The organism is Pseudomonas sp. H2_D02 (genome assembly GCF_054677635.1).
Map to the genome: position 1 here is coordinate 1,891,823 of NZ_CP162816.1, position 23,906 is coordinate 1,915,728.

The 23,906-nt window shown below is 61.7% G+C and carries 16 protein-coding genes and 3 pseudogenes; 9 read left to right on the forward strand and 10 right to left on the reverse strand.

The window, feature by feature from the left end; genetic code table 11:
* Nucleotides 1-154: 154 nt before the first annotated feature.
* From leuA to xseA, 3 genes and pseudogenes are all read right to left on the reverse strand, one after another.
* The gene (gene leuA, locus AB4N42_RS08735) at nt 155-1,834 is read right to left on the reverse strand and encodes a 2-isopropylmalate synthase (protein ID WP_460116104.1); all 1,680 of its coding nucleotides are present in this window, start codon (nt 1,832-1,834) and stop codon (nt 155-157) included.
* A gap of 462 nt (nt 1,835-2,296) precedes the next feature.
* Nucleotides 2,297-3,119 (reverse strand): annotated as a pseudogene (locus AB4N42_RS08740) (peptidoglycan DD-metalloendopeptidase family protein).
* A 3-nt stretch (nt 3,120-3,122) separates the two neighbouring features.
* A complete protein-coding gene (gene xseA / locus AB4N42_RS08745) occupies nt 3,123-4,502 on the reverse strand; it encodes an exodeoxyribonuclease VII large subunit (protein ID WP_407683801.1) in 1,380 nt (459 codons plus the stop codon).
* Nucleotides 4,503-4,722: 220 nt separating this feature from the next.
* Here xseA and AB4N42_RS08750 point away from each other — a divergent pair, with 220 nt between their 5' ends.
* The 4 genes from AB4N42_RS08750 (at nt 4,723) to guaA (ending at nt 9,525) form a co-directional block, all read left to right on the forward strand.
* Nucleotides 4,723-5,490, forward strand: a complete 768-nt coding sequence (locus tag AB4N42_RS08750) for a sulfite exporter TauE/SafE family protein (protein ID WP_198796300.1) — start codon at nt 4,723-4,725, stop codon at nt 5,488-5,490.
* Between the two features lie 68 nt (nt 5,491-5,558).
* Nucleotides 5,559-6,107: a sugar ABC transporter ATPase gene (locus AB4N42_RS08755; RefSeq protein ID WP_460116105.1), complete on the forward strand. Its 549-nt coding sequence runs from the start codon at nt 5,559-5,561 to the stop codon at nt 6,105-6,107.
* Between the two features lie 291 nt (nt 6,108-6,398).
* Nucleotides 6,399-7,868, forward strand: a complete 1,470-nt coding sequence (gene guaB / locus AB4N42_RS08760) for an IMP dehydrogenase (protein ID WP_030139576.1) — start codon at nt 6,399-6,401, stop codon at nt 7,866-7,868.
* Nucleotides 7,869-7,947: 79 nt separating this feature from the next.
* Nucleotides 7,948-9,525: a glutamine-hydrolyzing GMP synthase gene (gene guaA / locus AB4N42_RS08765; protein ID WP_030139575.1), complete on the forward strand. Its 1,578-nt coding sequence runs from the start codon at nt 7,948-7,950 to the stop codon at nt 9,523-9,525.
* Between the two features lie 234 nt (nt 9,526-9,759).
* Here the strand turns inward: guaA and AB4N42_RS08770 are convergent, their stop codons facing one another.
* On the reverse strand, nt 9,760-11,832 hold the full coding sequence (locus AB4N42_RS08770) for a TerD family protein (protein WP_198796302.1): 2,073 nt from the start codon (nt 11,830-11,832) through the stop codon (nt 9,760-9,762).
* 571 nt (nt 11,833-12,403) lie between these two features.
* On the opposite strand from AB4N42_RS08770, the gene AB4N42_RS08775 reads away from it, so the two are divergent.
* From AB4N42_RS08775 to tadA, 5 genes are all read left to right on the forward strand, one after another.
* Nucleotides 12,404-12,679 (forward strand): hypothetical protein, encoded by a 276-nt coding sequence (locus tag AB4N42_RS08775; protein ID WP_030139573.1) that lies wholly within the window; start codon nt 12,404-12,406, stop codon nt 12,677-12,679.
* 4 nt (nt 12,680-12,683) lie between these two features.
* On the forward strand, nt 12,684-13,208 hold the full coding sequence (locus tag AB4N42_RS08780) for a helix-turn-helix transcriptional regulator (protein ID WP_198796384.1): 525 nt from the start codon (nt 12,684-12,686) through the stop codon (nt 13,206-13,208).
* A 137-nt stretch (nt 13,209-13,345) separates the two neighbouring features.
* Nucleotides 13,346-13,741: a DUF6632 domain-containing protein gene (locus AB4N42_RS08785; RefSeq protein ID WP_258648226.1), complete on the forward strand. Its 396-nt coding sequence runs from the start codon at nt 13,346-13,348 to the stop codon at nt 13,739-13,741.
* Between the two features lie 144 nt (nt 13,742-13,885).
* Nucleotides 13,886-15,262: a multicopper oxidase family protein gene (locus tag AB4N42_RS08790; protein ID WP_460116106.1), complete on the forward strand. Its 1,377-nt coding sequence runs from the start codon at nt 13,886-13,888 to the stop codon at nt 15,260-15,262.
* Nucleotides 15,262-15,759 carry a tRNA adenosine(34) deaminase TadA gene (gene tadA / locus AB4N42_RS08795; protein ID WP_060739067.1) on the forward strand — a complete coding sequence of 166 codons (498 nt, stop codon included), beginning with the start codon at nt 15,262-15,264 and terminating at the stop codon, nt 15,757-15,759. The genes AB4N42_RS08790 and tadA overlap by 1 nt, the downstream gene beginning before the upstream one ends.
* Before the next feature lie 122 nt (nt 15,760-15,881).
* On the opposite strand, the pseudogene cmoB reads toward tadA, so the two are convergent.
* From cmoB to AB4N42_RS08825, 6 genes and pseudogenes are all read right to left on the reverse strand, one after another.
* Nucleotides 15,882-16,839: pseudogene (gene cmoB, locus AB4N42_RS08800) on the reverse strand (tRNA 5-methoxyuridine(34)/uridine 5-oxyacetic acid(34) synthase CmoB).
* A complete protein-coding gene (gene cmoA, locus AB4N42_RS08805; RefSeq protein ID WP_030139567.1) occupies nt 16,836-17,579 on the reverse strand; it encodes a carboxy-S-adenosyl-L-methionine synthase CmoA in 744 nt (247 codons plus the stop codon). Before cmoA ends, cmoB begins: the two are co-directional and overlap by 4 nt.
* A 104-nt stretch (nt 17,580-17,683) precedes the next feature.
* On the reverse strand, nt 17,684-18,076 hold the full coding sequence (locus tag AB4N42_RS08810) for a protease inhibitor I42 family protein (RefSeq protein WP_030139566.1): 393 nt from the start codon (nt 18,074-18,076) through the stop codon (nt 17,684-17,686).
* A gap of 208 nt (nt 18,077-18,284) precedes the next feature.
* Nucleotides 18,285-20,700, reverse strand: a pseudogene (gene lon, locus AB4N42_RS08815) (endopeptidase La).
* Nucleotides 20,701-20,919: 219 nt separating this feature from the next.
* Nucleotides 20,920-22,233 carry an MFS transporter gene (locus AB4N42_RS08820; RefSeq protein ID WP_258648225.1) on the reverse strand — a complete coding sequence of 438 codons (1,314 nt, stop codon included), beginning with the start codon at nt 22,231-22,233 and terminating at the stop codon, nt 20,920-20,922.
* A 425-nt stretch (nt 22,234-22,658) separates the two neighbouring features.
* Nucleotides 22,659-23,900 carry a CNNM domain-containing protein gene (locus AB4N42_RS08825; RefSeq protein WP_198796308.1) on the reverse strand — a complete coding sequence of 414 codons (1,242 nt, stop codon included), beginning with the start codon at nt 23,898-23,900 and terminating at the stop codon, nt 22,659-22,661.
* Between the last annotated feature and the right edge of the window lie 6 nt (nt 23,901-23,906).

The window sequence follows — 23,906 nt, forward strand, 5'->3', positions numbered from 1 at the left end:
ATTTCTGCCAGGCACAGAGTTTGTTCTCGCAGCAGATCCATTGTGGGAGCGGGCTTGCTCGCGAAGGGGCCGGAACAGGCCACACAAAACCATCAGCCAAACAAAAAGGCCCCAGGGTTCACACCCCAGGGCCTTTTTGCATTTCAGCCTTGGATCAAGCCGCCTTGGCTTCCGGCTGGCTCAGCGAGCGGTTCAGTGCGCTGAACAGTGCCTTGAAGCTCGCCGTGGTGATGTTTTCGTCGATGCCCACGCCGTGCACCGCACGCTCGCCGTTGACCCGCAGTTCGATGTACGCCGCGGCCTTGGCATTGGTGCCGACGCCGATGGCGTGCTCGTTGTAGTCCATGATTTCCACCGGAATCGGCAGGCCGGCCACCAGCGCTTCCAGGGCGCCGTTGCCTCGGCCGCGCCAGTGCAGGTTGGTTTCGCCCTGGCCCTTGCTTGCCACTTCCACTTCCACGGCGCTGTTGCCGTTTTCTTCCTGCAGGCGATGGCTGACCAGCGCGTACGGGGTGTTGGCTTGCAGGTATTCACGCTGCAGCAAGGCATGGATCTGCTGGGCGGTCATCTCCAGGCCCAGGCGATCGGTCTCGCGCTGCACCACCTGGCTGAACTCGATCTGCATGCGACGCGGCAGGCTGATGCCGTATTCCTGTTCCAGCAGGTAGGCGATGCCGCCCTTGCCCGACTGGCTGTTCACACGAATCACTGCCTCGTAGCTGCGGCCAATGTCGGCCGGGTCGATCGGCAGGTACGGCACTTCCCACAGGGTGTCCGGTTTCTGCTGGGCAAAGCCCTTGCGGATGGCGTCCTGGTGCGAACCGGAGAAGGCGGTGTGAACCAGGTCGCCGACGTACGGGTGACGTGGGTGCACCGGAATCTGGTTGCACTCTTCGACCACTTTGCGCACGCCGTCAATGTCGGAGAAATCCAGTTCAGGGTTGATGCCCTGGGTGTAGAGGTTCAGCGCCACGGTCACCAGGTCGACGTTACCGGTGCGTTCGCCGTTGCCGAACAGGCAGCCTTCGACACGGTCGGCGCCGGCCATCAGGCCCAGCTCGGTAGCGGCCACGCCGGTGCCACGGTCGTTGTGGGTGTGCAGGCTGATCAGCACGCTGTCACGACGAGTGATGTTGCGGTGGAACCACTCGATCTGGTCGGCGTAGATGTTCGGGGTGGCGACTTCCACGGTGGCTGGCAGGTTGAGGATCACCTTGCGCTCAGGCGTCGGGTTCCACACTTCGATCACGGCGTCGCAGACTTCCTTGGCGAACTCCAGCTCGGTGGCGCTGAAGGTTTCTGGCGAGTATTCGAACTGCCACTGGGTTTCCGGCTGTTGCGCGGCGTATTTGACGAACAGCTTGGCCGCGTTCACCGCAATTTCCTTCACGCCTTCCTTGTCCTGGTTGAACACGATGCGGCGGAACGACGGGCAGGTGGCGTTGTACAGGTGGACGATGGCCTTCTTCGCGCCACGCAGGGATTCGAAGGTACGGGCGATGAGGTCTTCACGGGCCTGGGTCAGCACCTGGATGGTGGTGTCGTCCGGGATGTGGCCTTCTTCGATGAGGGTGCGCACGAAATCGAAGTCGGTCTGCGACGCCGCTGGGAACGATGCTTCGATTTCCTTCACGCCTACTGCAACGAGGGTCTTCCAGAAGCGCAGCTTCTTGACTGCGTCCATCGGCTCGATCAGCGACTGGTTGCCATCGCGCAGGTCGGAACTGCACCAGATCGGCGCGGCGGTGATGGTCTTCGACGGCCAGGTGCGATCCGGCAGGTTGATGGTCGGGAACGCGCGGTATTTCGAAGACGGGTCTTTGAGCATGCTCATGGGCGGAATCCTTATTGTCGTGGCCGGAAAAAGGCGGCCTGCCGGTGTTTCGAATGGGGTGGCTCTTCAGCCGGGACGAGGTGCCGCGATTCAGCCCGGCAGTCGTGCGCTGACGAGGCACAGGCTGCGGTGCTGGCGAAGCTGAATGAGGGTGTGAGAGGTTTTCATGCTTTCAACCCTAACCGCGTGGGCGGGGGTTGCAAGCAGTCGGAAAAAATTGGGAGAAGTTCTGTTTTTGAACTGATTTGCGGGATTTAATCGCGCATGTTCGGGAATGGGTTCCTGGAAATTGCGTCGATGTTTTTAGCTTGGCAATCCGCAGGAGGCGGTGATGCGACAGCCGTCATCGCGAGCAAGCTCGCTCCCACAGGGGATCTGTGCTGATTGCAAATGTTGTTCACTGAGATCCCCATGTGGGAGCGAGCTTGCTCGCGATGAGGCCAGTAGCCTCACCACAAACACTCAGGGTTGAAACGCACCGATAAAAATCGCCGGATCCACCCGCGCATCATTCAGGCTGATGTTCCAGTGCATGTGCGGCCCGGTCGCGCGACCGGTGGCGCCGACCTTGCCGACCACCGCGCCGCGGGCCAGTTGCTGGCCGACCTTCACGTCGATCTTCGACATGTGGCAGAACATGCTGATGAAGCCTTGGCCATGGTCGACAAACACCGTGTTGCCATTGAAGAAGTAATTGCCGGTGAGGATCACCTTGCCGCGCGGCCGGGGTCTTGATCGGCGTGCCAGCGGGTACGGCGAAGTCCAGGCCGGCGTGGGGGTTGCGTTCTTCACCGTTGAAGAAGCGACGCACGCCGAACTTGCTCGACAGCGGACCGTTGACCGGTTTGTCCAGCAACAGGTTGCTGGGAATGTTCGGGCTGAAGCTGCGGTAGGCCTTCAGCTGCACCGCGAGCTCGGCGTTGATACGCTTGAGGTCCGCCGGGTTCGGGTTGACCTGGCGCGTGTTTTTCAGCGTGATGTGCTGCTCGGGGTACTGCTTGTAGCCGACCACGAAGGGCTGGGTACTGCCGCCGCTGCTGATCTGCTGCGTGCCGGGTTGGACCGTCAGCGGAATGCCGACAATTGCCAGCCAATTCTGCTGTTCCTTGACCACCAGCACCGGTTTGCCCTGGTAGGTGGCTTTCGGCGCCTGGGCCGCGCTGCCCAGGTCCACCACGGCCACGCCGCCGGGCACCGGTTTGTTCAGCAGGCGGCTGATGTAGCTGTCGGCGTAAGCGTTGAAGGTCAGGCAGAGCAAGAGCAATGAGGCGAGATATCGCGGCATGAATCAGTCCAGTAGAGAAAGGGTGACCGGCGTCAGGTGGTTGTCTTCGACCCGCACCAGCAGTTCGCCTTCGCCGAGCTTGGCGGTCAGCCGCTGGCCGGTCTGGGTTTGCCCGGCGTTGCGGATCGCGTGGCCGCGTTCGTCGAGCAGGATGCTGTAGCCGCGACCGAGGGTCGCCAGCGGGCTGACGATGTGCAGCGTCTGCATCTGGTTCTGTAGCTGGACGCGTCGCGTTTTAAGACCTTCGCGCATCGCCCGGGGCAGGCGTTCGGCGAGGCTGTCGAGGCGCTGGCGCAACATCGCCAGTTGGCGGCCCGGATGCTGCCCGGCCAGGCGGGTTTCCAGGCGGATCAGCCGTTCGCGGCGGGTATTGAGGCTGCGTTCGAAGGCCCGGCGCATGCGCATGTCCAGATCATCGAGGCGCTGGGCTTGCTGGCGCAGGCGTTCGCCGGGGTGGCGCAGGCGTCGGGTAAGACCTTCGAGGCGCAGTTGATCGCGCATCAGCCGATCGCGCATGCGCATCACCAGTCGGCGATGCAGGCTTTCGACCCGGCGCACCAGGTCGCCAGCGTCCGGCGCCAGCAGTTCGGCGGCGGCGGACGGGGTCGGCGCGCGCACATCCGCGACGAAATCGCTGATGGACACGTCGGTTTCATGGCCCACGGCGCTGACGATCGGCGTGACGCAAGCATCCACCGCCCGGGCCACGGCCTCTTCGTTGAAACACCACAAGTCTTCCAGCGAACCGCCGCCCCGGGCCAGGATCAGCGCGTCGAAGCCGCGGGCATCGGCCAGTTTCAGGGCGCGGACGATTTGCGCGGTGGCCTCGCGGCCCTGTACGGCGGTGGGAATCAAGGTCAGGGAAATCTGCGGAGCGCGGCGGCGGAATACGCTGATGATGTCGCGGATCACCGCGCCCGTCGGTGAGCTGATGATGCCGATGCGTTGCGGATGGGCCGGCAACGGTACCTTGCGCTCGGCACTGAACAGGCCTTCGGCGCTGAGCTTTTCCTTCAGGGCATCGAAGGCCAGGCGCAGGGCGCCATCGCCGGCCGGCTCCACGGTGTCGAGGATCAGTTGATAGTCGCCACGGCCTTCGAACAGCGAGACCTTGCCGCGCACCTTCACCGCCAGCCCGTCCTTCAAGGCCTGGCGCACCCGCGCGGCGTTCTGCCGGAACAGCGCGCAACGCACCTGGGCGCCGCTGTCCTTGAGGGTGAAATACACGTGGCCGGAGGCGGGGCGGGCGAGGTTGGAGATTTCGCCCTCGACCCAGATGTTGCTGAACACGTCTTCGAGCAACACCCGTGCACGGCCGTTGAGCTGGCTGACAGTCAGGACCTCGCGGTCCAGGCCCAGTCGGGCAAAGGGATCTTTAATCATGGGCGGCATGATAAGGGGATTCGCGGACAGTGTGCAGAGAATTAGACCGGGTTGCCTGCATCGCGAGCAAGCTCGCTCCCACACTGGATTTATGTCGCGCTGAACTCCCTATGTGGGAGCGAGCTTGCTCGCGATAGCGTCGGATCGGTTGATATAAATGCTGGATGTCCCCCTCGGCATCTGGCTAAAGTCCCCGCTCTCCTCATCAAGGAAGTGCCGGATGAATTTTCTACCGTGGCTAGGTGAATGGGCATTCGCCCCCACGCAATGGCTGGTGATCGGCTCGGCCATCGTCCTGGCCTACATCGTCTTCGGCATCGCCGGGTTCGGCACGGCGCTGGTGGCGGCGCCGATCCTGCTGTTGTTCATGCCCCTGTCGAAGATCGTCCCGTTGCTGGTGTTGCTGGATTTCGTCGCGGCCTTCGGCAACCTGTTGCCTTCGCGCCGGGAGGTGTCCCGGCCTGAGCTGCTGCGGTTGCTGCCCTGCATGGCGGTGGGTTGCACCTTGGGCGTGATCTTCCTGCTCAATCTCAAGTCCGACCTCTTACTGCTGTTGATGGGGCTGTTTATCAGTGCCTATGCGATCTACAGCTTGTTGATAAAGACCCGGCCGGCGCAGCTATCGGCGCTGTGGTCGATCCCCATGGGCACGGTGGGCGGATTGTTTGGCGCGCTGTTTGGCAGTGGCGGCTTTTTGTATGCGATCTACCTGAACAGCCGTTTGTCCAAGGAGGCGGCGCAGGCGACCCAGAGTGCGCTGATCAGCTGCAGCACGGTGGTACGCTTGAGTCTGTTCGTCATCGCGGGCGTGTATGCCGAGCTACCCTTATTGGTACTGGCGCTGTGTTTGATGCCGGCCATGGCGCTGGGGTTGTGGGTGGGGCGTCGCCTGACCATGAAAATGTCCCGAGAGGCCTTCGTGCGCCTGGTCACGTGGCTGGTGCTCGCCAGTGGCCTCGCGTTGATCGGGCGCTACCTGAGTGCTTGACCTGATCCCGCCAGGGATTAAGCTGCCGGCCTTTTATAAGATCCGCCAGGAAACCGCCAGGCCTCGCCATGAATTCGCAAAGCATCATCGTCCCGAAAATTTCCACCTTGCCGGTCCACGAGCCTCGGGCCCGGGCGATCGTGCGTTGGCTGGTGCGCAAGAACATTGTCGAAGAACAACTGACCACCTGCGGACGTACCGGCAATCGCATGGCCCATGCCATCGCCCCGGGTGCTCGCGACGTGGTCCTGCATCCCGACGCGTTGCCGTTCGGCGAACCGGTCAACGGCCTGGAGATCATCACCAACCGCTGTATCTATACACCGGCCAAGGGCTTTCTCGAGGAAGCTGGTTGTGCCGAGTGCCGCAAGGAGATTGGCGAAGCGCTGTTCGAAAGCCTGGAAGACTGGATGCCGGGGCGCACCGATAACTTCACCTGCCCTGAATGCGGGCACGAAGACGACATCAATGGCTTCCTGTTCCTGCAACCCTGCGCTTTCTCCAACCTGGGTTTCATCTTCAACAACTGGCTGGAGGCGGGGTTCAAGCAGGACTTCATCGATGAATTCGCCGATTGGCTGGATCAGCCGGTGAGTTGGGTGAAGGTGGAGTTGTAGATAGGTACACAACTGGATGCTTTTGTGGCGAGGGGATTTATCCCCGCTGGGCTGCGAAGCAGCCCCCGACGTCAGGGCTGACACACTGCAGTAAAAGAGATCCTGGGGGCGCTTCGCACCCCAACGGGGATAAATCCCCTCGCCACAAAAGCATCCAGTGTTTTGGATGTGCGTGCGGTGGTTTCAGCCCGTCAATCACCCCGCCAATAATAGACAGAGTTTTACATTGAGCCAGACGGGGTGCATGAGTATAATGGCGCGCTTCCATTTTCCCGCTCGGGAGCCCCCGCGATGCTGCGTATCAGCCAAGAAGCTCTGACCTTCGACGACATTCTCCTAGTGCCCGGTTATTCCGAGGTACTGCCTAACGAAGTCAGTCTCAAAACCCGTCTCACCCGTGGCATCGAACTGAATATCCCCCTGGTTTCCGCCGCCATGGACACCGTGACCGAAGCCCGTCTGGCCATTGCCATGGCCCAGGAAGGCGGTATCGGGATCATCCACAAGAACATGACCATCGAACAGCAGGCCGCCGAAGTGCGCAAGGTCAAGCGGTTCGAGGCTGGCGTGGTCAAGGATCCGATCACCATCGAGGCTGACGCCACGGTCCGGGATCTGTTCGAACTGACCCGCATGCACAATATCTCCGGCGTTCCGGTGCTGCACGATGGCGACCTGGTCGGCATCGTCACGTCCCGCGACGTGCGTTTCGAGAACCGCCTGGATGCCACCGTCCGCCAAGTGATGACGCCTAAAGAGCGCCTGGTCACGGTCAAGGAAGGCACCAGCAAGGACGAAGTCCGCGAGTTGCTGCACAAGCACCGCATCGAACGCGTGCTGATCGTCGACGACAAGTTCGCCCTCAAGGGCATGATGACCGTCAACGACATCGAAAAAGCCAAGGCCTACCCGCTGGCCAGCAAGGACGACCAAGGTCGTCTGCGCGTCGGCGCCGCCGTCGGCACCGGCAAGGACACCGGTGACCGTGTCGCGGCCCTGGTCAACGCCGGTGTCGACGTGGTGGTGGTCGACACCGCCCACGGTCACTCCAAAGGCGTGATCGACCGTGTGCGCTGGGTCAAGCAGAACTTCCCTGAAGTGCAGGTGATCGGCGGCAACATCGCCACTGGCGCTGCCGCCAAGGCCCTGGCCGACGCCGGCGCCGACGCCGTGAAGGTCGGTATCGGCCCTGGCTCGATCTGCACCACCCGCATCGTCGCCGGTGTCGGCGTGCCGCAGATCAGCGCCATCGCCAACGTCGCCGCCGCCCTTGAAGGCACGGGCGTGCCGTTGATCGCCGACGGCGGTATCCGCTTCTCCGGTGACCTGTCCAAGGCCATCGTCGCCGGTGCCTACTGCGTGATGATGGGTTCGATGTTCGCCGGTACCGAAGAAGCGCCGGGCGAGATCGAACTGTTCCAGGGCCGTAGCTACAAGGCCTATCGCGGCATGGGTTCGCTGGGCGCGATGTCCCAGGCCCAGGGCTCTTCCGACCGTTACTTCCAGGACTCCTCCGCAGGGGCCGAGAAGCTGGTGCCGGAAGGCATCGAAGGTCGCGTGCCGTACAAGGGCACCCTGAGCGCTATCATCCATCAACTGATGGGCGGCCTGCGTTCTTCCATGGGCTACACCGGCAGCGCCGACATCGAAGAGATGCGCACGAAGCCTGAATTCGTGCGCATCACCGGCGCCGGCATGGCCGAGTCCCATGTCCACGACGTGCAGATCACCAAGGAAGCGCCAAACTACCGCGTAGGTTAAGGCCTTCAGCAAAACGTTAATCACCGGGGCTGTTCATTCAGCCCCGAGTTGTTTCTGATTCACTACATGAGAATGAGTCATGGCCCTCGACATTCACGCTCACCGCATCCTGATCCTCGACTTCGGTTCCCAGTACACCCAGCTGATCGCCCGCCGCGTGCGTGAGATCGGCGTGTACTGCGAACTGCATCCGTTCGACATGGATGACGAAGCGATTCGCGAATTCGCGCCTAAAGGCGTCATCCTCGCTGGCGGCCCCGAGTCCGTGCACGAAGCCGACAGCCCGCGCTGCCCGCAAGCCGTGTTCGACCTGGGCGTGCCGGTCTTCGGCATCTGCTACGGCATGCAGACCATGGCTGAACAACTGGGCGGCAAGGTCGAAGGTTCGGACCTGCGTGAGTTCGGTTATGCTCGTGTCGACGTGGTCGGCAAGAGCCGCCTGTTGGACGGCATCGAAGATCACGTCGACGCTGATGGCCTGTTCGGCCTCGACGTGTGGATGAGCCACGGTGACAAGGTCACCAAGATGCCGGAAGACTTCCACGTCCTCGCCAGCACCCCGAGCTGCCCGATTGCCGGCATGTTCAACGATGATCGTCGCTACTACGGCGTGCAGTTCCACCCTGAAGTGACCCACACCAAGCAGGGCGGCCGCATCCTGTCGCGCTTCATCCTCGACATCTGCGGGTGCGAAGCCCTCTGGACCCCGTCGAAGATCGCTGAAGACGCCATCGCCCAGGTCCGCGCCCAGGTCGGTACCGACAACGTGTTGCTGGGCCTGTCCGGCGGCGTCGACTCCTCGGTGGTTGCCGCATTGCTGCACAAGGCCATCGGCGACCAGCTGACCTGCGTGTTCGTCGACAACGGCTTGTTGCGCCTGCACGAAGGCGAGCAAGTGATGGCCATGTTCGCCGAGAACATGGGCGTCAAGGTGATCCGCGCCAACGCCGAAGAGCAGTTCCTGAACAACCTGGCCGGTGAGTCCGACCCGGAGAAGAAGCGCAAGATCATCGGCCGTACCTTCATCGACGTGTTCGATGCCGAATCCTGCAAGCTGGACAACATCAAGTACCTGGCCCAGGGCACCATCTACCCCGACGTGATCGAGTCGGCCGGCGCCAAGAGCGGCAAGGCCCACGTGATCAAGTCCCACCACAACGTCGGTGGCCTGCCGGAAGAGATGAACCTCAAGCTGGTCGAGCCACTGCGCGAACTGTTCAAGGACGAAGTGCGTCGCCTCGGCCTGGAACTGGGCCTGCCGTACGACATGGTCTACCGCCACCCATTCCCGGGCCCGGGCCTGGGCGTGCGGATCCTCGGTGAAGTGAAGAAGGAATACGCCGACCTGCTGCGTCGCGCCGACCACATCTTCATCGAAGAACTGCGCAAGGCCGACTGGTACCACAAGGTCAGCCAGGCGTTCGTGGTGTTCCAACCGGTGAAATCGGTGGGCGTGGTCGGTGATGGCCGTCGCTACGCCTGGGTCGTGGCCCTGCGCGCCGTGGAAACCATCGACTTCATGACCGCTCGCTGGGCGCACCTGCCGTACGAGCTGCTGGAAACCGTTTCCGGGCGGATCATCAATGAAATCGAAGGCATTTCTCGCGTGACGTATGACGTGTCGAGCAAGCCGCCGGCGACGATTGAGTGGGAGTGATGGGACATCCCAGGGGATAATTATCCCCTGCGGTTCTGAAATCGATGCAACGTCGATTTTGTCATCGGAGGGAGGAAGGGGCGTCTTCAGCCTCTTCCTTCACTCTGACGAGCCGGTTGTTAGAAATAATCGTTTTTGTGCGCGGCGCTTGTTATCTAATCATTTTTATCCCGTTCTAATCGATGGCTGACAGGGCCAGGCACGCGGCGATCATGTCGAAGGCTGGTTCAGGCATCAGAGAAACTCTGCTCGAATCAAATCCGTATCGAACGGCGTAACCCCTTGGTGAGGCGAAAATACCGCCTGTGCCTGTTCCGGCGAAGCCACCCGTTCTCCTCGCGCACGCACATGTAGATCGAACAGCGTCTCCAGATCCGGACGTGGCGTGTGCACCAAGGCCCGCAGCATCAACGATATCCCACTCAGGTTGTTCTGAACGTTGTTCCATCGTGGTGAAGATGTGAGCCCTAGATCGGCCCAAATCACGCGCCGCTCCTGCAAGTCCATCACGAACGGCAGACAGATCTGTGTATCGGACGCGATGTCGAGACGGTCGATCACGGATCGCGGTTCGAATACTTCACCCGATGCCACGTCAGCACGGGCCATCCAGCCAGCGAAGCATTCGGGAAGGTCGCAGTACGGCTGCTCGGTATAAGAGTTGATGGACGTGACGACGTAGCGGATACCCTTCTCGAGGAGGGCATCAACGTCAAGGTCGATGAATTCCGAAGCGCCGTGGGGCGCGTCGACGATGTCACCGCTGTGGTAACCACCGAACGCCTTCAGGTTGTAGTACGAGACAGTTTGCATGAACACGAAACGGGTGTTGAAAAAAGCAGCGGACAAGTCGATGTCTGTGCGTTGACCGCCGTTTTTCCACCAGAGGAACAGGCGAATGAAACGCGTGTCAGGCATAGGCAACCGGCTGCCTCGCACCAGCGTACGCAGCGACTTCGATGCGGCACGCTGCGCAAGTGGCACTCTGTATTCGTGCAGTGAGGGATCAATGAAGCAGCGGCCTAACGGAGGCAGCGACGCGAAACGCTTGATCAGAGCGTCCTCGCAAATTTGGGCCGCACGTGCCAACACCTCGGGTGTGAGAGGTTCACGTCGATCCTTGATGCCATAGACTTTGGCCAAGGCTCCTTTCGGTGTGAAGGCCCGCAAGGGCAGGGGACGCGGGGCTCTTACTTGGGCCAGCACCTGCAGCAGGATGGGTGAAGAGACCTGCGTCGCGACAGCCTCGAAAGCATCGAGCACGGCATCTGGATCGGTCGCACGGCGCAAGGTCACATCCAGCCGTCGAGCGAACTCACCGGGACGATCCTGCAGTATGGGCGTAAGCGCGGCGATCTGACGCTGGGCAAGCAGTGTTTCGACACGTGATCCAAACGAGGCCGGCGCGTCGTTGCGGCGCGCTGCCGTGATGGCGGCGAGAGCGCGTGGGTACTTATCCGCATACTCCCCCGGATGCAGCACTTCGGCCAAGCGCTTCCAGCGTTCGGCATGGCGCATCACATCTTCCGCAGCGCTGGGTGCGCGATCGAGTAGGCGCAACAGCAGACGGCGCGTCGCGCGCTTCATCGCCGTGAAACGAGTCGAAGCTGTCGTCAGCGACACGTCTCCTCCAGTCAATGCGACCGCCAGTCGTAGCACGTCCGTCGCCGTTTCGACGTTTCGTTCCAGGAAGGCGTCCAGCCGTGCATCGCTGGCTACATGCCGGAGCAGTGCGCCGCCAACCAATGCACGGGTTTCCCGAAACGGTACGGCTTCCGGCAGCAGACGGAACACGTCGCCTTTGTACGCTCGGATAAACCAGACGACATCAGTAGTTTCCTCATCGGAGAGCGAGGTACGCGCGGAAACCAGCGGTTCGAGCATCGACTCGAATTCAGAGACGCTTCCCAGTTCGATGACCCGGGATACGAAATTCCCTTCCAACATCACAGGTCGAGGGTGCTCTTCGGGTGGCAAACGCCAAAGCGTGAGGTAGTGCAAGACGGCGGTAAGATACAACTCCGCTTCGGAAGCCTTCAGTACTTGTTCTGGAAAGGCTGGGTAAAGCGGCCTGTGGTGCACATGGGCGCCGGTCTGCCGCCGAAGTACCCCGACAATTTCGCGCAGCCAGTGTGTGAGTTCTGCCGCCGAGAGCATGATGATGCGCTCAATCAATGGTTCCGATAGCACGCATCGGAACGCGGCGATTTCCTGGACAGCCGACGCGACCTGGGCGCGCGTGGCACCGCCGGTGCCCGTCGGGACGTGAACCTTGCTGCGGCGACGCAGGAACAGCTCCTGATTCATGCTTGATTCTCCCTTTGGCCGCCGTTGTGATTGGGCAGCAGCGTCGCGTGTGCAGTCGATATGAAAACGCCTGCAAGAAGCAGGCGCGGTGTGGAGAGCGGAACCCCTAGGTCATGAGGGATAGAAGGAAGGTGTTCCATAGCCACGGCGGCATTGTACGGAAGGTGGGGGCTGCTTGTCAGGCAAACACATAGCTTGAAACGTACTCGATTCTCAGCCGGCAATTTTCCTTTAATTGCTTCCGGACTTGGAAGCTCCCCCCACAGGACCGTTCCGTCGACCCGGAACCGCGGCGAGACAGCTTGCTCCCGCTGGAGTGCCAAGCGCCACCGTCACCTTTCGCTACGATTTCTTGCCTCAATAGGCGCAGAAGAGTGCTTACCATCGGCGGCGATGCCCGGCTGGTTTCGCCGGCGTGCTCGCAAACGCTGGCGCGTGCTCACCGACGTCCGCGCACAGTTCATCAAGTTGCTATCGACCAACGTGAGCGCGGCTGAATGCTGCGTTTGAAAGAGTGCGCAGGGTTGTCATTTGACAACCCTGCGTTTCATGCGAATACTGGAGATCACGGATGACTCGTCCAACGCACCCGAAAAAAGAGATTGAGGAAGCGTTAAGGCATGCCGAAGGGCACGGCTGGCGCATAGAAGTCGGCGGCAGCCACGCTTGGGGGCGGTTTTACTGCCCGTCCAAAGACGTGGAGTGCCGTTGCGGTGAGTTCTGCATCACTTCGATATGGAGCACGCCGAAGAACCCAGGCAACCACGCGCGAGCGTTGAGACGCGTCGTGGAGAATTGCTCGAGGCATCGCAATCAGCGCGATGCGGATCACGATGCTAAGGAATAGAACGATGGAATATATCTTTACCTTGAAATATCAGCTTGTTGATGACGGCTGTGCCATGGATGAATTGGTCGAGCGGCTGGGTGAAGCGGGCTGCGACGATGCCCTGGTTGGTATCGGGCAGCCCGGACGGATGGCGCTTGAGTTCACTCGCGATGCGCCTGATGCGGTCGAGGCCGTGCTTAGCGCTCTGGCCGATGTCCAGCGCGCGGTGCCATCGGCCAAGTTGATCGAGGTTGCGCCTGATTTAGTCGGTCTGACAGACGTCGCCGAGATCGTAGGCGTGTCTCGGCAGAACATGCGCAAGCTGATGTTGGCTCATCCGGGCAGCTTCCCTACGCCGGTGCATGAGGGCAGTACATCCATTTGGCATTTGGCGGACGTTCTCAGCTGGCTCCAGGCCAAGGGCAGCTATTCGCTTGCCGGGAACGTGCTGGATGTCGCGCAGGTGGCCTTGCAGGTCAACGTTGCGAAAGAAGGTCGACGATTTCCTGGCGTGGCTTTTAAAGAGCTGGACGCTTTGGTTGTGTGACAATCTTGGAGGGCTGCTGCGCAGCCCAACGGGAGCGAGCTCCTTCGTCACATGGGAGGTCGATGTGGATTTCCAGACGCGTTCTATACTCCTGGCACCCATTGCGGTGTAACACACCCGCAATCCAGGAGCCCGCCATGAACGACGTTCAAAAGCTCGCCGCCCTGCGCATCGTCTTGATCATGGTCGGTCTGATCGCCGTGTTCGCGATCTGGCCATTGATGATCCTGTGGCCGTCCGGCTGGGCATGGCACAGCGGCCATTCCGACTATCCGCTGATGATTGTCGGCATCTACGCGACGCTCGGCGTGTTCCTGCTGAGGGCCTCCCGCGAGCCGATGAAACACTTGAGCCTGATCGGGTTCACGGTGTGGTCGAGCATCGTGCATGGCGCGATAATGGCGGTGCAGTCGTTTGGCGTCGGGATGGACGGGATGTCGCACTACGGGCACTTGCTCGGCGATGTGCCTGCCTTGTTCGTCGTCGCGGCGGCGCTGGCCTTTTTTACGCCTCGGGGGGTAAACGCGCGCTGACCGCTCGGTTCATTCTTTTGTCGGGAAGTGACCACCACAGGTTTTTTTCATCTTGGTTTCCTTACCGTTTCTCATCTGCGGGTGTATCGTATTCGCCTTTTGCGGGCCCACCGGTCCGTCGCAGATGCAGAGGTAGTCGCGTTCATGTCCTTTACCCGTCGCCAAATTCTCGGTGGCCTGGCCGGTCTTGTTGTCGTTGGCGTGGGTGCAGGCGGTGCGTCGCGGTATTGGCTGGGCAAGATGGCCGATGCCGAGGCCGGTCACGATTATGAATTGATCGCCGCACCTTTGGACGTGGAACTGGTGGCCGGGCACAAGACCCAGGCATGGGCGTTTGGTCCGTCAGCGCCGGGCACCGAACTGCGGGTGCGCCAGGGCGAATGGCTGCGGGTGCGTTTCATCAATCACCTGCCGGTCGCGACCACGATTCATTGGCACGGCATCCGCTTGCCGCTGGAAATGGACGGCGTGCCGTACGTCTCGCAGCTACCGGTGTTGCCGGGTGAATATTTCGATTACAAGTTCCGTGTGCCGGACGCCGGCAGCTATTGGTACCACCCCCACGTCAACAGCAGCGAAGAGCTCGGACGAGGATTGGTCGGGCCGCTGATCATCGAAGAGCGCGAGCCGACCGGTTTCAAGTTCGAACAGACCTTGAGCCTCAAGAGCTGGCACGTGGACGAGCAGGGCCAGTTCGTCGAGTTCAGCATTCCCCGCGAGGCGGCGCGTGGTGGCACGGCCGGGCGGTTGTCGACCATCAACGGTGTGCCGCAGGCGGTCATCGATTTGCCGGCCGGGCAGATCACTCGCGTGCGCTTGCTCAACCTCGACAACACGCTCACTTATCGCATCAACATTCCTGGCGTTGAAGCGCAGATCTATGCGCTGGACGGTAACCCCATCGAGCCGCGCCCATTGGGCAAGGAATACTGGCTGGGGCCGGGCATGCGCATCTGCCTGGCGATCAAGGCGCCGCCGGCCGGCGAAGAATTGTCGTTGCGCAATGGCCCGGTACGCCTGGGGACATTGCGTTCGGTACCCAATAACGACGCGCCGAGCCCATGGCCGCCTGCATTACCGCCCAACCCGGTGTCGGAGCCGGACCTGGCCAATGCCGAGAAACTCAACTTCAATTTCGAATGGGTCGGCTCGGTGTCGGTCAACACTGACAACGGCAAGCCGCCGAGCCTGTGGCAGATCAACGGCAAGGCTTGGGACATCACCGACAAGACCTGCGCCGACCGGCCGATCGCCACGCTGAAGAAAGGCCAGAGCTACATTTTTGAATTGAAAAACATGACCCAGTATCAGCATCCGATCCATTTGCACGGCATGAGCTTCAAGGTGATTGCGTCGAACCGCCACAAAGTCATCCCGTATTTCACCGACACCTACCTGCTGGGCAAGAACGAGCGGGCGCAGGTGGCATTGGTGGCGGATAATCCGGGCGTGTGGATGTTCCATTGCCATGTGATCGACCACATGGAAACCGGCCTGATGGCCGCCATCGAGGTGGCGTGATGCGCCAGATTCGCCCCGCCAGGATCATTGACCGCAGCCGTGACCAGGATTTCATGCGCGAAGCCCTGGCTCTCGCGGCACAAGGCGCGGCGCTGGGCGAAGTGCCGGTGGGCGCGGTGCTGGTGCAGGATGGCGAGATCATCGGGCGCGGCTTCAACTGCCCGATCAGCGGCCACGACCCCAGCGCCCACGCGGAAATGGTCGCGATCCGCGCGGCCGCCCAGGCGGTGAGCAACTATCGCCTGCCGGGCAGCACCCTCTATGTGACCCTGGAGCCGTGCAGCATGTGCGCCGGCCTCATCGTTCATTCACGTATCGCCCGGGTCGTCTATGGAGCGCTGGAGCCCAAGGCAGGGATTGTGCAGAGCCAGGGACAGTTTTTCAGCCAGGGCTTCCTGAACCATCGGGTGATGTTCGAGGGTGGGGTGTTGGCTGAGGAGTGCAGCACGGTGCTGAGTGAATTCTTCAAGGCCCGAAGAGCCAAGTCTTCAGACTGAACACTGACCCCCTGTGGGAGCGAGCTTGCTCGCGATAGCGGTCTGTCAGGCGACATCTCTGTTGAATGTCAGGTCGCCATCGCGAGCTCGCTCCCACAGGTTTTTTGTGGTGCTTGGACTGGTTATTTGCGCGCCACAATCACCGCCCGCATCGGCGCTCGGCAGGCCTTCGATGGTCTTGCTGTGGTCTTCAGGGTCGAGGAAATCGCTCAGCGACTGATATTTCATCCACTCGGTGCTGCGTTGTTCTTCCACGGTGGTCAGGCTCACGTCGACGCAGCGCACATCGCGGAACCCGGCGCGGCGCAGCCAGCGTTCCAGTGCGGGCACTGACGGCAGGAACCACACGTTGCGCATCTGCGCGTAGCGGTCCTCCGGCACCAACACCTGATGTTCGTCGCCCTCGATTACCAAGGTCTCCAGCACCAGTTCACCGCCCTTGACCAGGCAATCCTTCAAGGCAAGCAAATGCTCGATCGGCGATCGGCGGTGGTAGAACACGCCCATGGAGAACACCGTGTCGAAGCCTTCCAGCTCCGGCGGAAGAGCCTCGAACGGGAATGGCAGGTGCCAGGCGTTGGGCTGCGACAGGTAGCGCTGCACCGCCTGGAACTGGCAGAAGAACAGCCAGTTGGGGTCGACACCGATCACCGTGTCCGCCCCGGCACCGAGCATGCGCCACATGTAGTAACCATTGCCGCAGCCCACATCGAGGATGCGCTTGCCCTTGAGATCGAGATGCGGGGCGACGCGCGACCATTTCCAGTCCGAGCGCCATTCGGTGTCGACGTGCACGCCAAACAGGTCGAAAGGCCCTTTTCGCCATGGCGACAGGCCCATCAACGCGGTACGCATTTGCGCCCGGGTCTCGTCGGAACAATCGGTGTCGAGGGTCAGGCCATTCAGCAGATCCACGGTGGTGGGCTGCAAGACAGGCAGCGCATCGAGCGCGCTTTGCCAACGCTCCAGGTCGCCGTGGCCCTTTTCCATCTTGGCGTCCAGCTGCGCCTGCAGCGTCGCGGCCCAATCGGCCAGGGGCGTGCCGGCCAGGTGGCGGGCAAGGGGAGACAGATCAATCATGGCAAGGCAATCAACGAGGCGAAGTTAAGACACTGGAACCACGGCACGACTTTCGAGAACCCGGCCGCCAGCAGGCGCTCGCGGTGTTCTTCGAGGCTGTCGGGCTTCATGACATTTTCGATGGCGCTGCGTTTCTGGGCGATTTCCAGTTCGCTGTAGCCGTTGGCGCGCTTGAAGGCCACGTGCAGGTCGGTGAGCAGCGCGTGTTCCTCGGCATCGTTGAAGCGCAGCTTCTCTGAAAGGATCAGGGCGCCACCGGGCAGCAACGATTGGCGGATGCGGCCGAGCAGCGCGGTGCGCTGGTCCGGCGCGATGAATTGCAGGGTGAAGTTCAACGCCACCACCGAGGCCGGCTGGAACGCCAGGGCCAGGATGTCGCCCTCGATCACCTCCACTGGCAGCAACTCCTGGAACATCGAGTCCTGGCCGTTGAGGTATTCGCGGCAGCGCTCGACCATGGCCGCCGAGTTATCCACCGCAATCACCCGGCAACCGTCGGTGCGCACATGGCGGCGCAGGGCCTGGGTCACCGCGCCGAGGGACGATCCCAGGTCGTACAGCACGCTGTTGGGCTGGGCAAATTGCGCCGCGAGCACACCGAGGTTCTCGACGATGGTCGGGTAGCCTGGCACCGAACGCTTGATCATGTCCGGGAACACCCGTACCACGTCTTCATTGAAGGCGAAGTCAGGCACCTGGGCCAAGGGTTGGGCGAATAGGCGATCGGGTTCTTTGCTCACGGCGGTTCCAGCGGCTGGGGGGCGAAAAGGCCGGCATTTTAACCAGAAAATCATCGGTTCTGTGCGGCTTTCAAATGGGCGTTTGCCTATCAGCCAACCCCTGCTCAATTCACCGAAATGGCGCAATCAAAGGTTTCCACGGGCGGCACTTCCGGTGCCCACGGCTGTTGATAAGTCAGGCGCAAGCGCCCGGTGCCACCCGCAAACGCCTGGAAACGCCAGGTCGATACCCCGGCGGCGCCGACCACGCCAGCGTCCTCGGGGTTGCGATAGACTTCCGGGCCAAGGCCTTTTAGAACGCCGCCGGCCGAGTCCTGGATACTCCAGCGATAGCCGGTGGTGGGGTTGCTCGGCAGGCTCAGGATCAGGTTCTGCCCGCTGTTGAGTCGCACAGGGCACTGACTCTGCTTCTCCAGCGTCACGTTCTGTTTCGGCTGCGTGGCGCAAGCGGTCAGCAGGGCGAGGCTGACCGGGACGAGCAGGCGGGTGAGGGACATAAAGACTCCGGCATTCACGACGAACGGCGAGCATAACCGAAGATGCTACTGGGTGTGTCAGGTGGAAGTGCGCGGGTGCGGATGGCGCCTTCGCGAGCAAGCCCGCTCCCACACAATTTGGGATGGATCACAAGCATTGTGAAAACCACAAATCCCCTGTGGGAGCGAGCTTGCTCGCGATGAGGCCAGTACAAGCACTAGAGAACGATCAGAACAACACCTTCGCCACATCCGCAAACCGCTTGGCGAAATGCACCGTGACGCCTTCCTTCAGATAATCCGGCAGTTCCTCGAAGTTACCTCGGTTGGCGTCCGGCAGGATCAGTTCGTTGATCTTCTGCCGTCGCGCCGCGATGACCTTCTCGCGTACGCCGCCAATCGGCAGCACGTGCCCGGTCAAGGTCAGTTCGCCAGTCATGGCCACGCCTTTCTTCGGCGGCTGGTTGCGCGCCAGGGACAGCAGGGCGCTGGCCATGGTTACGCTTGGCACTTGGCCCGTCCTTCGGCGTAGCGCCTTCTGGCACATGCAGGTGGACAAAGGCCTCGTCGAAGAACTTCGGGTCACCGCCGAACTGCTTCAGGTGCGAGCTGACGTAGCTGTGGGCAATTTCCGCCGATTCCTTCATCACCTCACCCAGTTGCCCGGTCAGCTTGAAGCCACGATTGAGCGTGTGGATGCGCGTTGCTTCGATCGGCAGCGTCGCGCCACCCATGCTGGTCCAGGCCAGGCCGGTAATCACCCCGACGCCGGACAGCACCTGCTCGTTGCGGAACACCGGTTTGCCCAGGGAGGCCTCAAGGTCCTTTGGTCCGAGCTTGATCACCGCTTTAGGATCGTCGATCAGCTTCATCACGGCCTTGCGCACCAGCTTGCCCAATTGCTTTTCCAACTGGCGCACCCCGGCTTCACGGGCGTAGCCGTCGATAAGGGCCTTCAGGGCGCTGTCGTTGATGCTCAGGCTGCCCTTGGACACGCCGGCCTTGGCCAGTTGCTTGGGCCACAGGTGGCGCTTGGCAATGGCGACCTTTTCTTCGGTGATATAGCCCGACAGGCGAATCACTTCCATGCGGTCCAGCAGCGGGCCGGGGATCGAGTCCAGGGTGTTGGCGGTGCAGACGAAAAGCACTTTCGACAGGTCCAGGCGCATGTCCAGGTAATGGTCGAGGAATTCGACATTCTGCTCGGGATCGAGGGTTTCCAGCAGCGCTGACGCCGGGTCGCCTTGGTAGCTCTGGCCCATCTTGTCGATTTCGTCGAGCATGATCACCGGGTTCATCACTTCGACGTCCTTGAGCGCCTGCACCAGCTTGCCCGGCTGGGCGCCGATGTAGGTGCGCCGGTGGCCCTTGATCTCGGCTTCGTCGCGCATGCCGCCGACGCTGAAACGGTAGAACGGCCGCCCGAGGGATTCGGCGATCGATTTGCCCACGCTGGTCTTGCCCACGCCCGGTGGGCCCACCAGCAAGACGATGGAGCCGCTGATTTCGCCTTTATAGGCGCCCACGGCGAGGAATTCGAGGATGCGGTCCTTGATGTCGTCCAGGCCGGCGTGGTGCTGGTCGAGTACCTTGCGGGCGTGCTTGAGGTCGAGCTTGTCCTGGCCATACACGCCCCACGGCACCGATGTCGCCCAATCCAGGTAATTGCGCGTGACGGCATATTCCGGTGAGCCGGTTTCCAGGATCGAGAGCTTGTTCATTTCCTCTTCGATGCGCTTCTGGGCCTGGGCGGGCAGGACCTTGCCTTCCAGGCGCTGCTCGAATTGTTCCAGGTCGGCGCTGCGATCATCCTTGGTCAGCCCCAGCTCCTGCTGGATGACCTTGAGCTGTTCCTTGAGGAAGAACTGGCGCTGATGTTCGCCGATCTTGCTGTTGACCTCGGCGGAAATCTCTTTTTGCAGCCGCGCGACCTCGACTTCCTTGCGCAGCATCGGCAGCACTTTTTCCATGCGCTTGAGCATCGGCACGCAATCGAGCACTTCCTGCAGCTCGCTGCCGGTGGCGGAAGTGAGCGCGGCGGCGAAGTCTGTCAGTGGCGATGGATCGTTGGGGCTGAAGCGGTTGAGGTAGTTCTTCAGCTCTTCGCTGTACAGCGGGTTGAGCGGCAGCAGCTCCTTGATCGCGTTGATCAGCGCCATGCCATAGGCCTTGACCTCATCGGTCGGCTCGCTTGGTTGGTGCGGATACTCGACCTCCACGAGGTACGGCGGGCGATGATGCTTGAGCCAGGTGCGGATGCGCACGCGGGTCAGGCCCTGGGCGACGAACTGCAATTTTCCGGCTTCACGGCTGGCGTGGTGAACCTTCACCAGCGTGCCGTACAGCGGCAGCTTCGAGGTGTCGAAATGGCGCGGGTCTTCCTGGGGACTGTCCATGAAAAACAGCGCCAGGGAGTGATGTTCGGATTTGGCCACCAATTCCAGGGTTTCGGCCCACGGCTCTTCATTGACGATGACCGGCAGCACCTGGGCCGGGAAGAACGGGCGGTTGTGGATCGGAATGATGTAGACCTTGTCCGGCAGGCTCTGGCCAGGCAGGGCCAGGCCGGTGCCGGAGGAAGTGTGTTCGATGTGCTCGGATTCAGCGTATTCGTTCGTGGCTTCAGTAGAGTGCTGGTCGCTCATGGGGCACCTGCGCAATGGAGTATGGATCTTAGATGGGGCAGGTGAGGGGTGGTTTCAATGGGGGGATTGTTAACGGCTATTTCATTGGAGCGCGTTGGTCCGGAGCTGCCGAGCGAAGCGAGGCTGCGATCTTTCTCCTGATGCTTGAGTTCCAAGCGAAAGATCAAAGGATCAAAAGATCAAAAGATCGCAGCCTGCGGCAGTTCCTGCAGAGGCGCGTCAGGCGACCCGGTTCAAGTCGTTATGACGCGTTTCCTTCAGGCACATTACCGCGATCACGCTGAGCACGGCGGCCCCGGAAACGTACCCGCCGACGTAGCTCAGGCCACCCATCGCCACCAGCTTCTGGGCGAAGAACGGTGCGGCGGAGGCGCCGACAATACCGCCCAGGTTGTAGGCCGCCGAAGCACCGGTGTAGCGCACGTGCGTGGGAAACAGCTCCGGCAGCAACGCGCCCATCGGGGCGAAGGTCACGCCCATCAGGAACAGTTCGATGCACAGGAACAGCGCCACGCCGCCAGTGGACCCTTGGGTCAGCAAGGGTTCCATGAGGAAGCCCGAGGCCACCGCCAGCAGGCCGCCGCCGATCAATACTGGCTTGCGGCCAAATCGGTCGCTGGCCCAGGCCGACAGCGGTGTCGCGGCGGCCATGAACAACACCGCAAAGCACAGCAGGCCAAGGAACGTCTCGCGACTGTAGCCCAGGCTCGCAACGCCATAGCTCAGGGAAAACACCGTGGAGATGTAGAACAGGGCGTAACACACCACCATCGCCGCCGCGCCGAGCAATGTGGGCGCCCAGTACTGGCTGAGCAACTCGACCAACGGGATTTTCACTCGTTCCTGGCGGGCCATGGCACTGGCGAAAACCGGCGTCTCATGGAGTTTGAGGCGTACGTAGAGGCCGACAATCACCAGTACGGCGCTGAGCAGGAACGGAATCCGCCAGCCCCAGGACCGGAACTGCTCGTCATCCAGGGTCATGGCCAGGGTCAGGAACAGCCCGTTCGCCGCCAGGAAACCGATGGAAGGGCCCAGTTGGGGGAACATGCCGAACCAGGCACGCTTGCCTTTGGGCGCGTTCTCGGTGGCCAGCAAGGCCGCGCCGCCCCATTCGCCGCCAAGCCCCAGCCCTTGGCCGAAACGCAGCAGGCACAGGAGGATGGGCGCCCAGGCGCCGATGCTGGCGTAGCCGGGAAGCACACCGATGAGGGTTGTACAGACGCCCATCAGCAGCAGCGATGCCACCAGTGTCGATTTGCGCCCGATGCGGTCGCCGAAGTGGCCGAACAGCGCCGAGCCCAGCGGACGGGCAAGGAAGGCGATGCCGAAGGTCAGGAAGGACGACAGCATCTGTGCCGTGCCTGAGGTTTGCGGAAAAAACACCGGCCCGATCACCAGGGCGGCGGCGGTGGCGTAGACGTAGAAATCGTAGAACTCGATGGCGGTGCCGATGAAGCTCGCGGTCGCCACCCGGCTGGCCGAATTGGTCGGCTGGACAGGCACGGCGTCGTTGCAGGTGGTGGTTGTCATGCGGTTATCCCTGACAGTCATGTGCTCCGTTGGAGCGAATTATTATGGTCGAATACCCAGGGATGTGGGGTGGGCGCTGTCGCTGTTCCGGGTAGGAACAGTCGCAGGGATGAAGCGGATATTGCGGTGAACGACCCGGAACCTTCCGTGCGCAGGGTAGGCTCGGGGCTTGGGCGGGGCTGGATAAGCGAATTGAGTATAAGAAGGAGGCTAACGAATCAACAAGTGAGCCCGCGCACAATATCAGTGTCGACGATGAGCTTTTTGTGGCGAGGGGATTTATCCCCGCTGGACTGCGAAGCAGTCCCAAATGCACTCAATCAATTTGCCTGGCACACCGAGTTGTTGGGTTCTAGGGCTGCTGTGCAGCCCAGCGGGGATAAATCCCCTCGCCACGACGGTGTTTTACCTTGAACTGTTGGGATTCAGGAAAAAGTCGGCACCGTACTGTTATGCCACACCAGCACCTGGCTGACGCGGTTGTCGACGGTTTCGATGATTTCCAGTCGATAGCGGCCGATCTTCAGGCACACCGGGCTTTCCGGGATGGTCTCCAACGCTTCGGTCACCAAGCCGTTGAGGGTCTTGGGACCGTCGCAGGGCAGGTGCCAGCCGAGGGTCTTGTTCAGTTCGCGGATCGATGCCGCGCCATCGATCATCAAGCGCCCGTCGGGTTGAGGATGGACATGCGGGTTGTCGAGGCTGTGCTCGCTTTCGAACTCGCCGACGATTTCCTCGAGAATGTCCTCCAGGGTCACGATGCCCAGCACCTCGCCATATTCGTCCACCACCATGCCCAGGCGTCGCTGCTGCTTGTGGAAGTTAAGCAACTGCAATTGCAGCGGTGTACTTTCAGGCACGAAGTACGGCTCGTGGCAGGCGGCGAGCAGCGCTTCCTGGGTCAGGCTCGCATCCGCCAGCATATGACGGATCTGCCGAGTGTTGAGCACTGCTTCGACCTGGTTGATGTCGCTGTGGAACACCGGCAGCCGGGTGCGCCGGTTCAGGCGCAACTGCTCGATGATCTCGCCGATGGGGTCGTCCAGGTTGATCCCGTCCACCTCGCTGCGAGGCACGAGGATGTCGTTGACCGTGATGTTGTCCAGCGCATGGATGCCGGAAATCGGGTGTACCCGACCGTTGCCCTGCTCCTGTTCCTGTTCGGCGCGGGGCGTTGCGGGTGGTTCATCGTCGCTTTGCTGGACTGCGCGGGCCTTGCGGGCAAAGGGGCGTAGCAGCAATTGGCTGAGGCCATTGAGCAGCCAGGCGGCGGGGTAGAGAATTTTCAGTGGTACGCCGAGCAACGTGTTGCCCAAGCCCAATACGGCATCGGGAAAACGGCTCGCCAAGGTGCGAGGCAGGTAATCGGCGAACACCAGCAGGGCCGCACTGGTGCCGAGCCAGGCCAGCCAGGGGCCGTTTTCCAGCCAGGTGAAGAGTGCCAGCAACGTGGCGATGACCACGGCCAGGGCACGGCAGAAGGTATTGCACAGGATCAGGCTGGCCAAGGGGAAGCTCAGGCGCGCCAGCGGTTTGTCACTGGCGCGCGAGGCGCGGCGTTGGGCCAGCAAGTGTTGCTGGGCAGCTTCGATGGCCGTGAACAGGGCCGACCAGAGGATCAGTACGACCATTACCGCAAACATGGGCCCTACGGGCAGGCTCTCCATCAGACT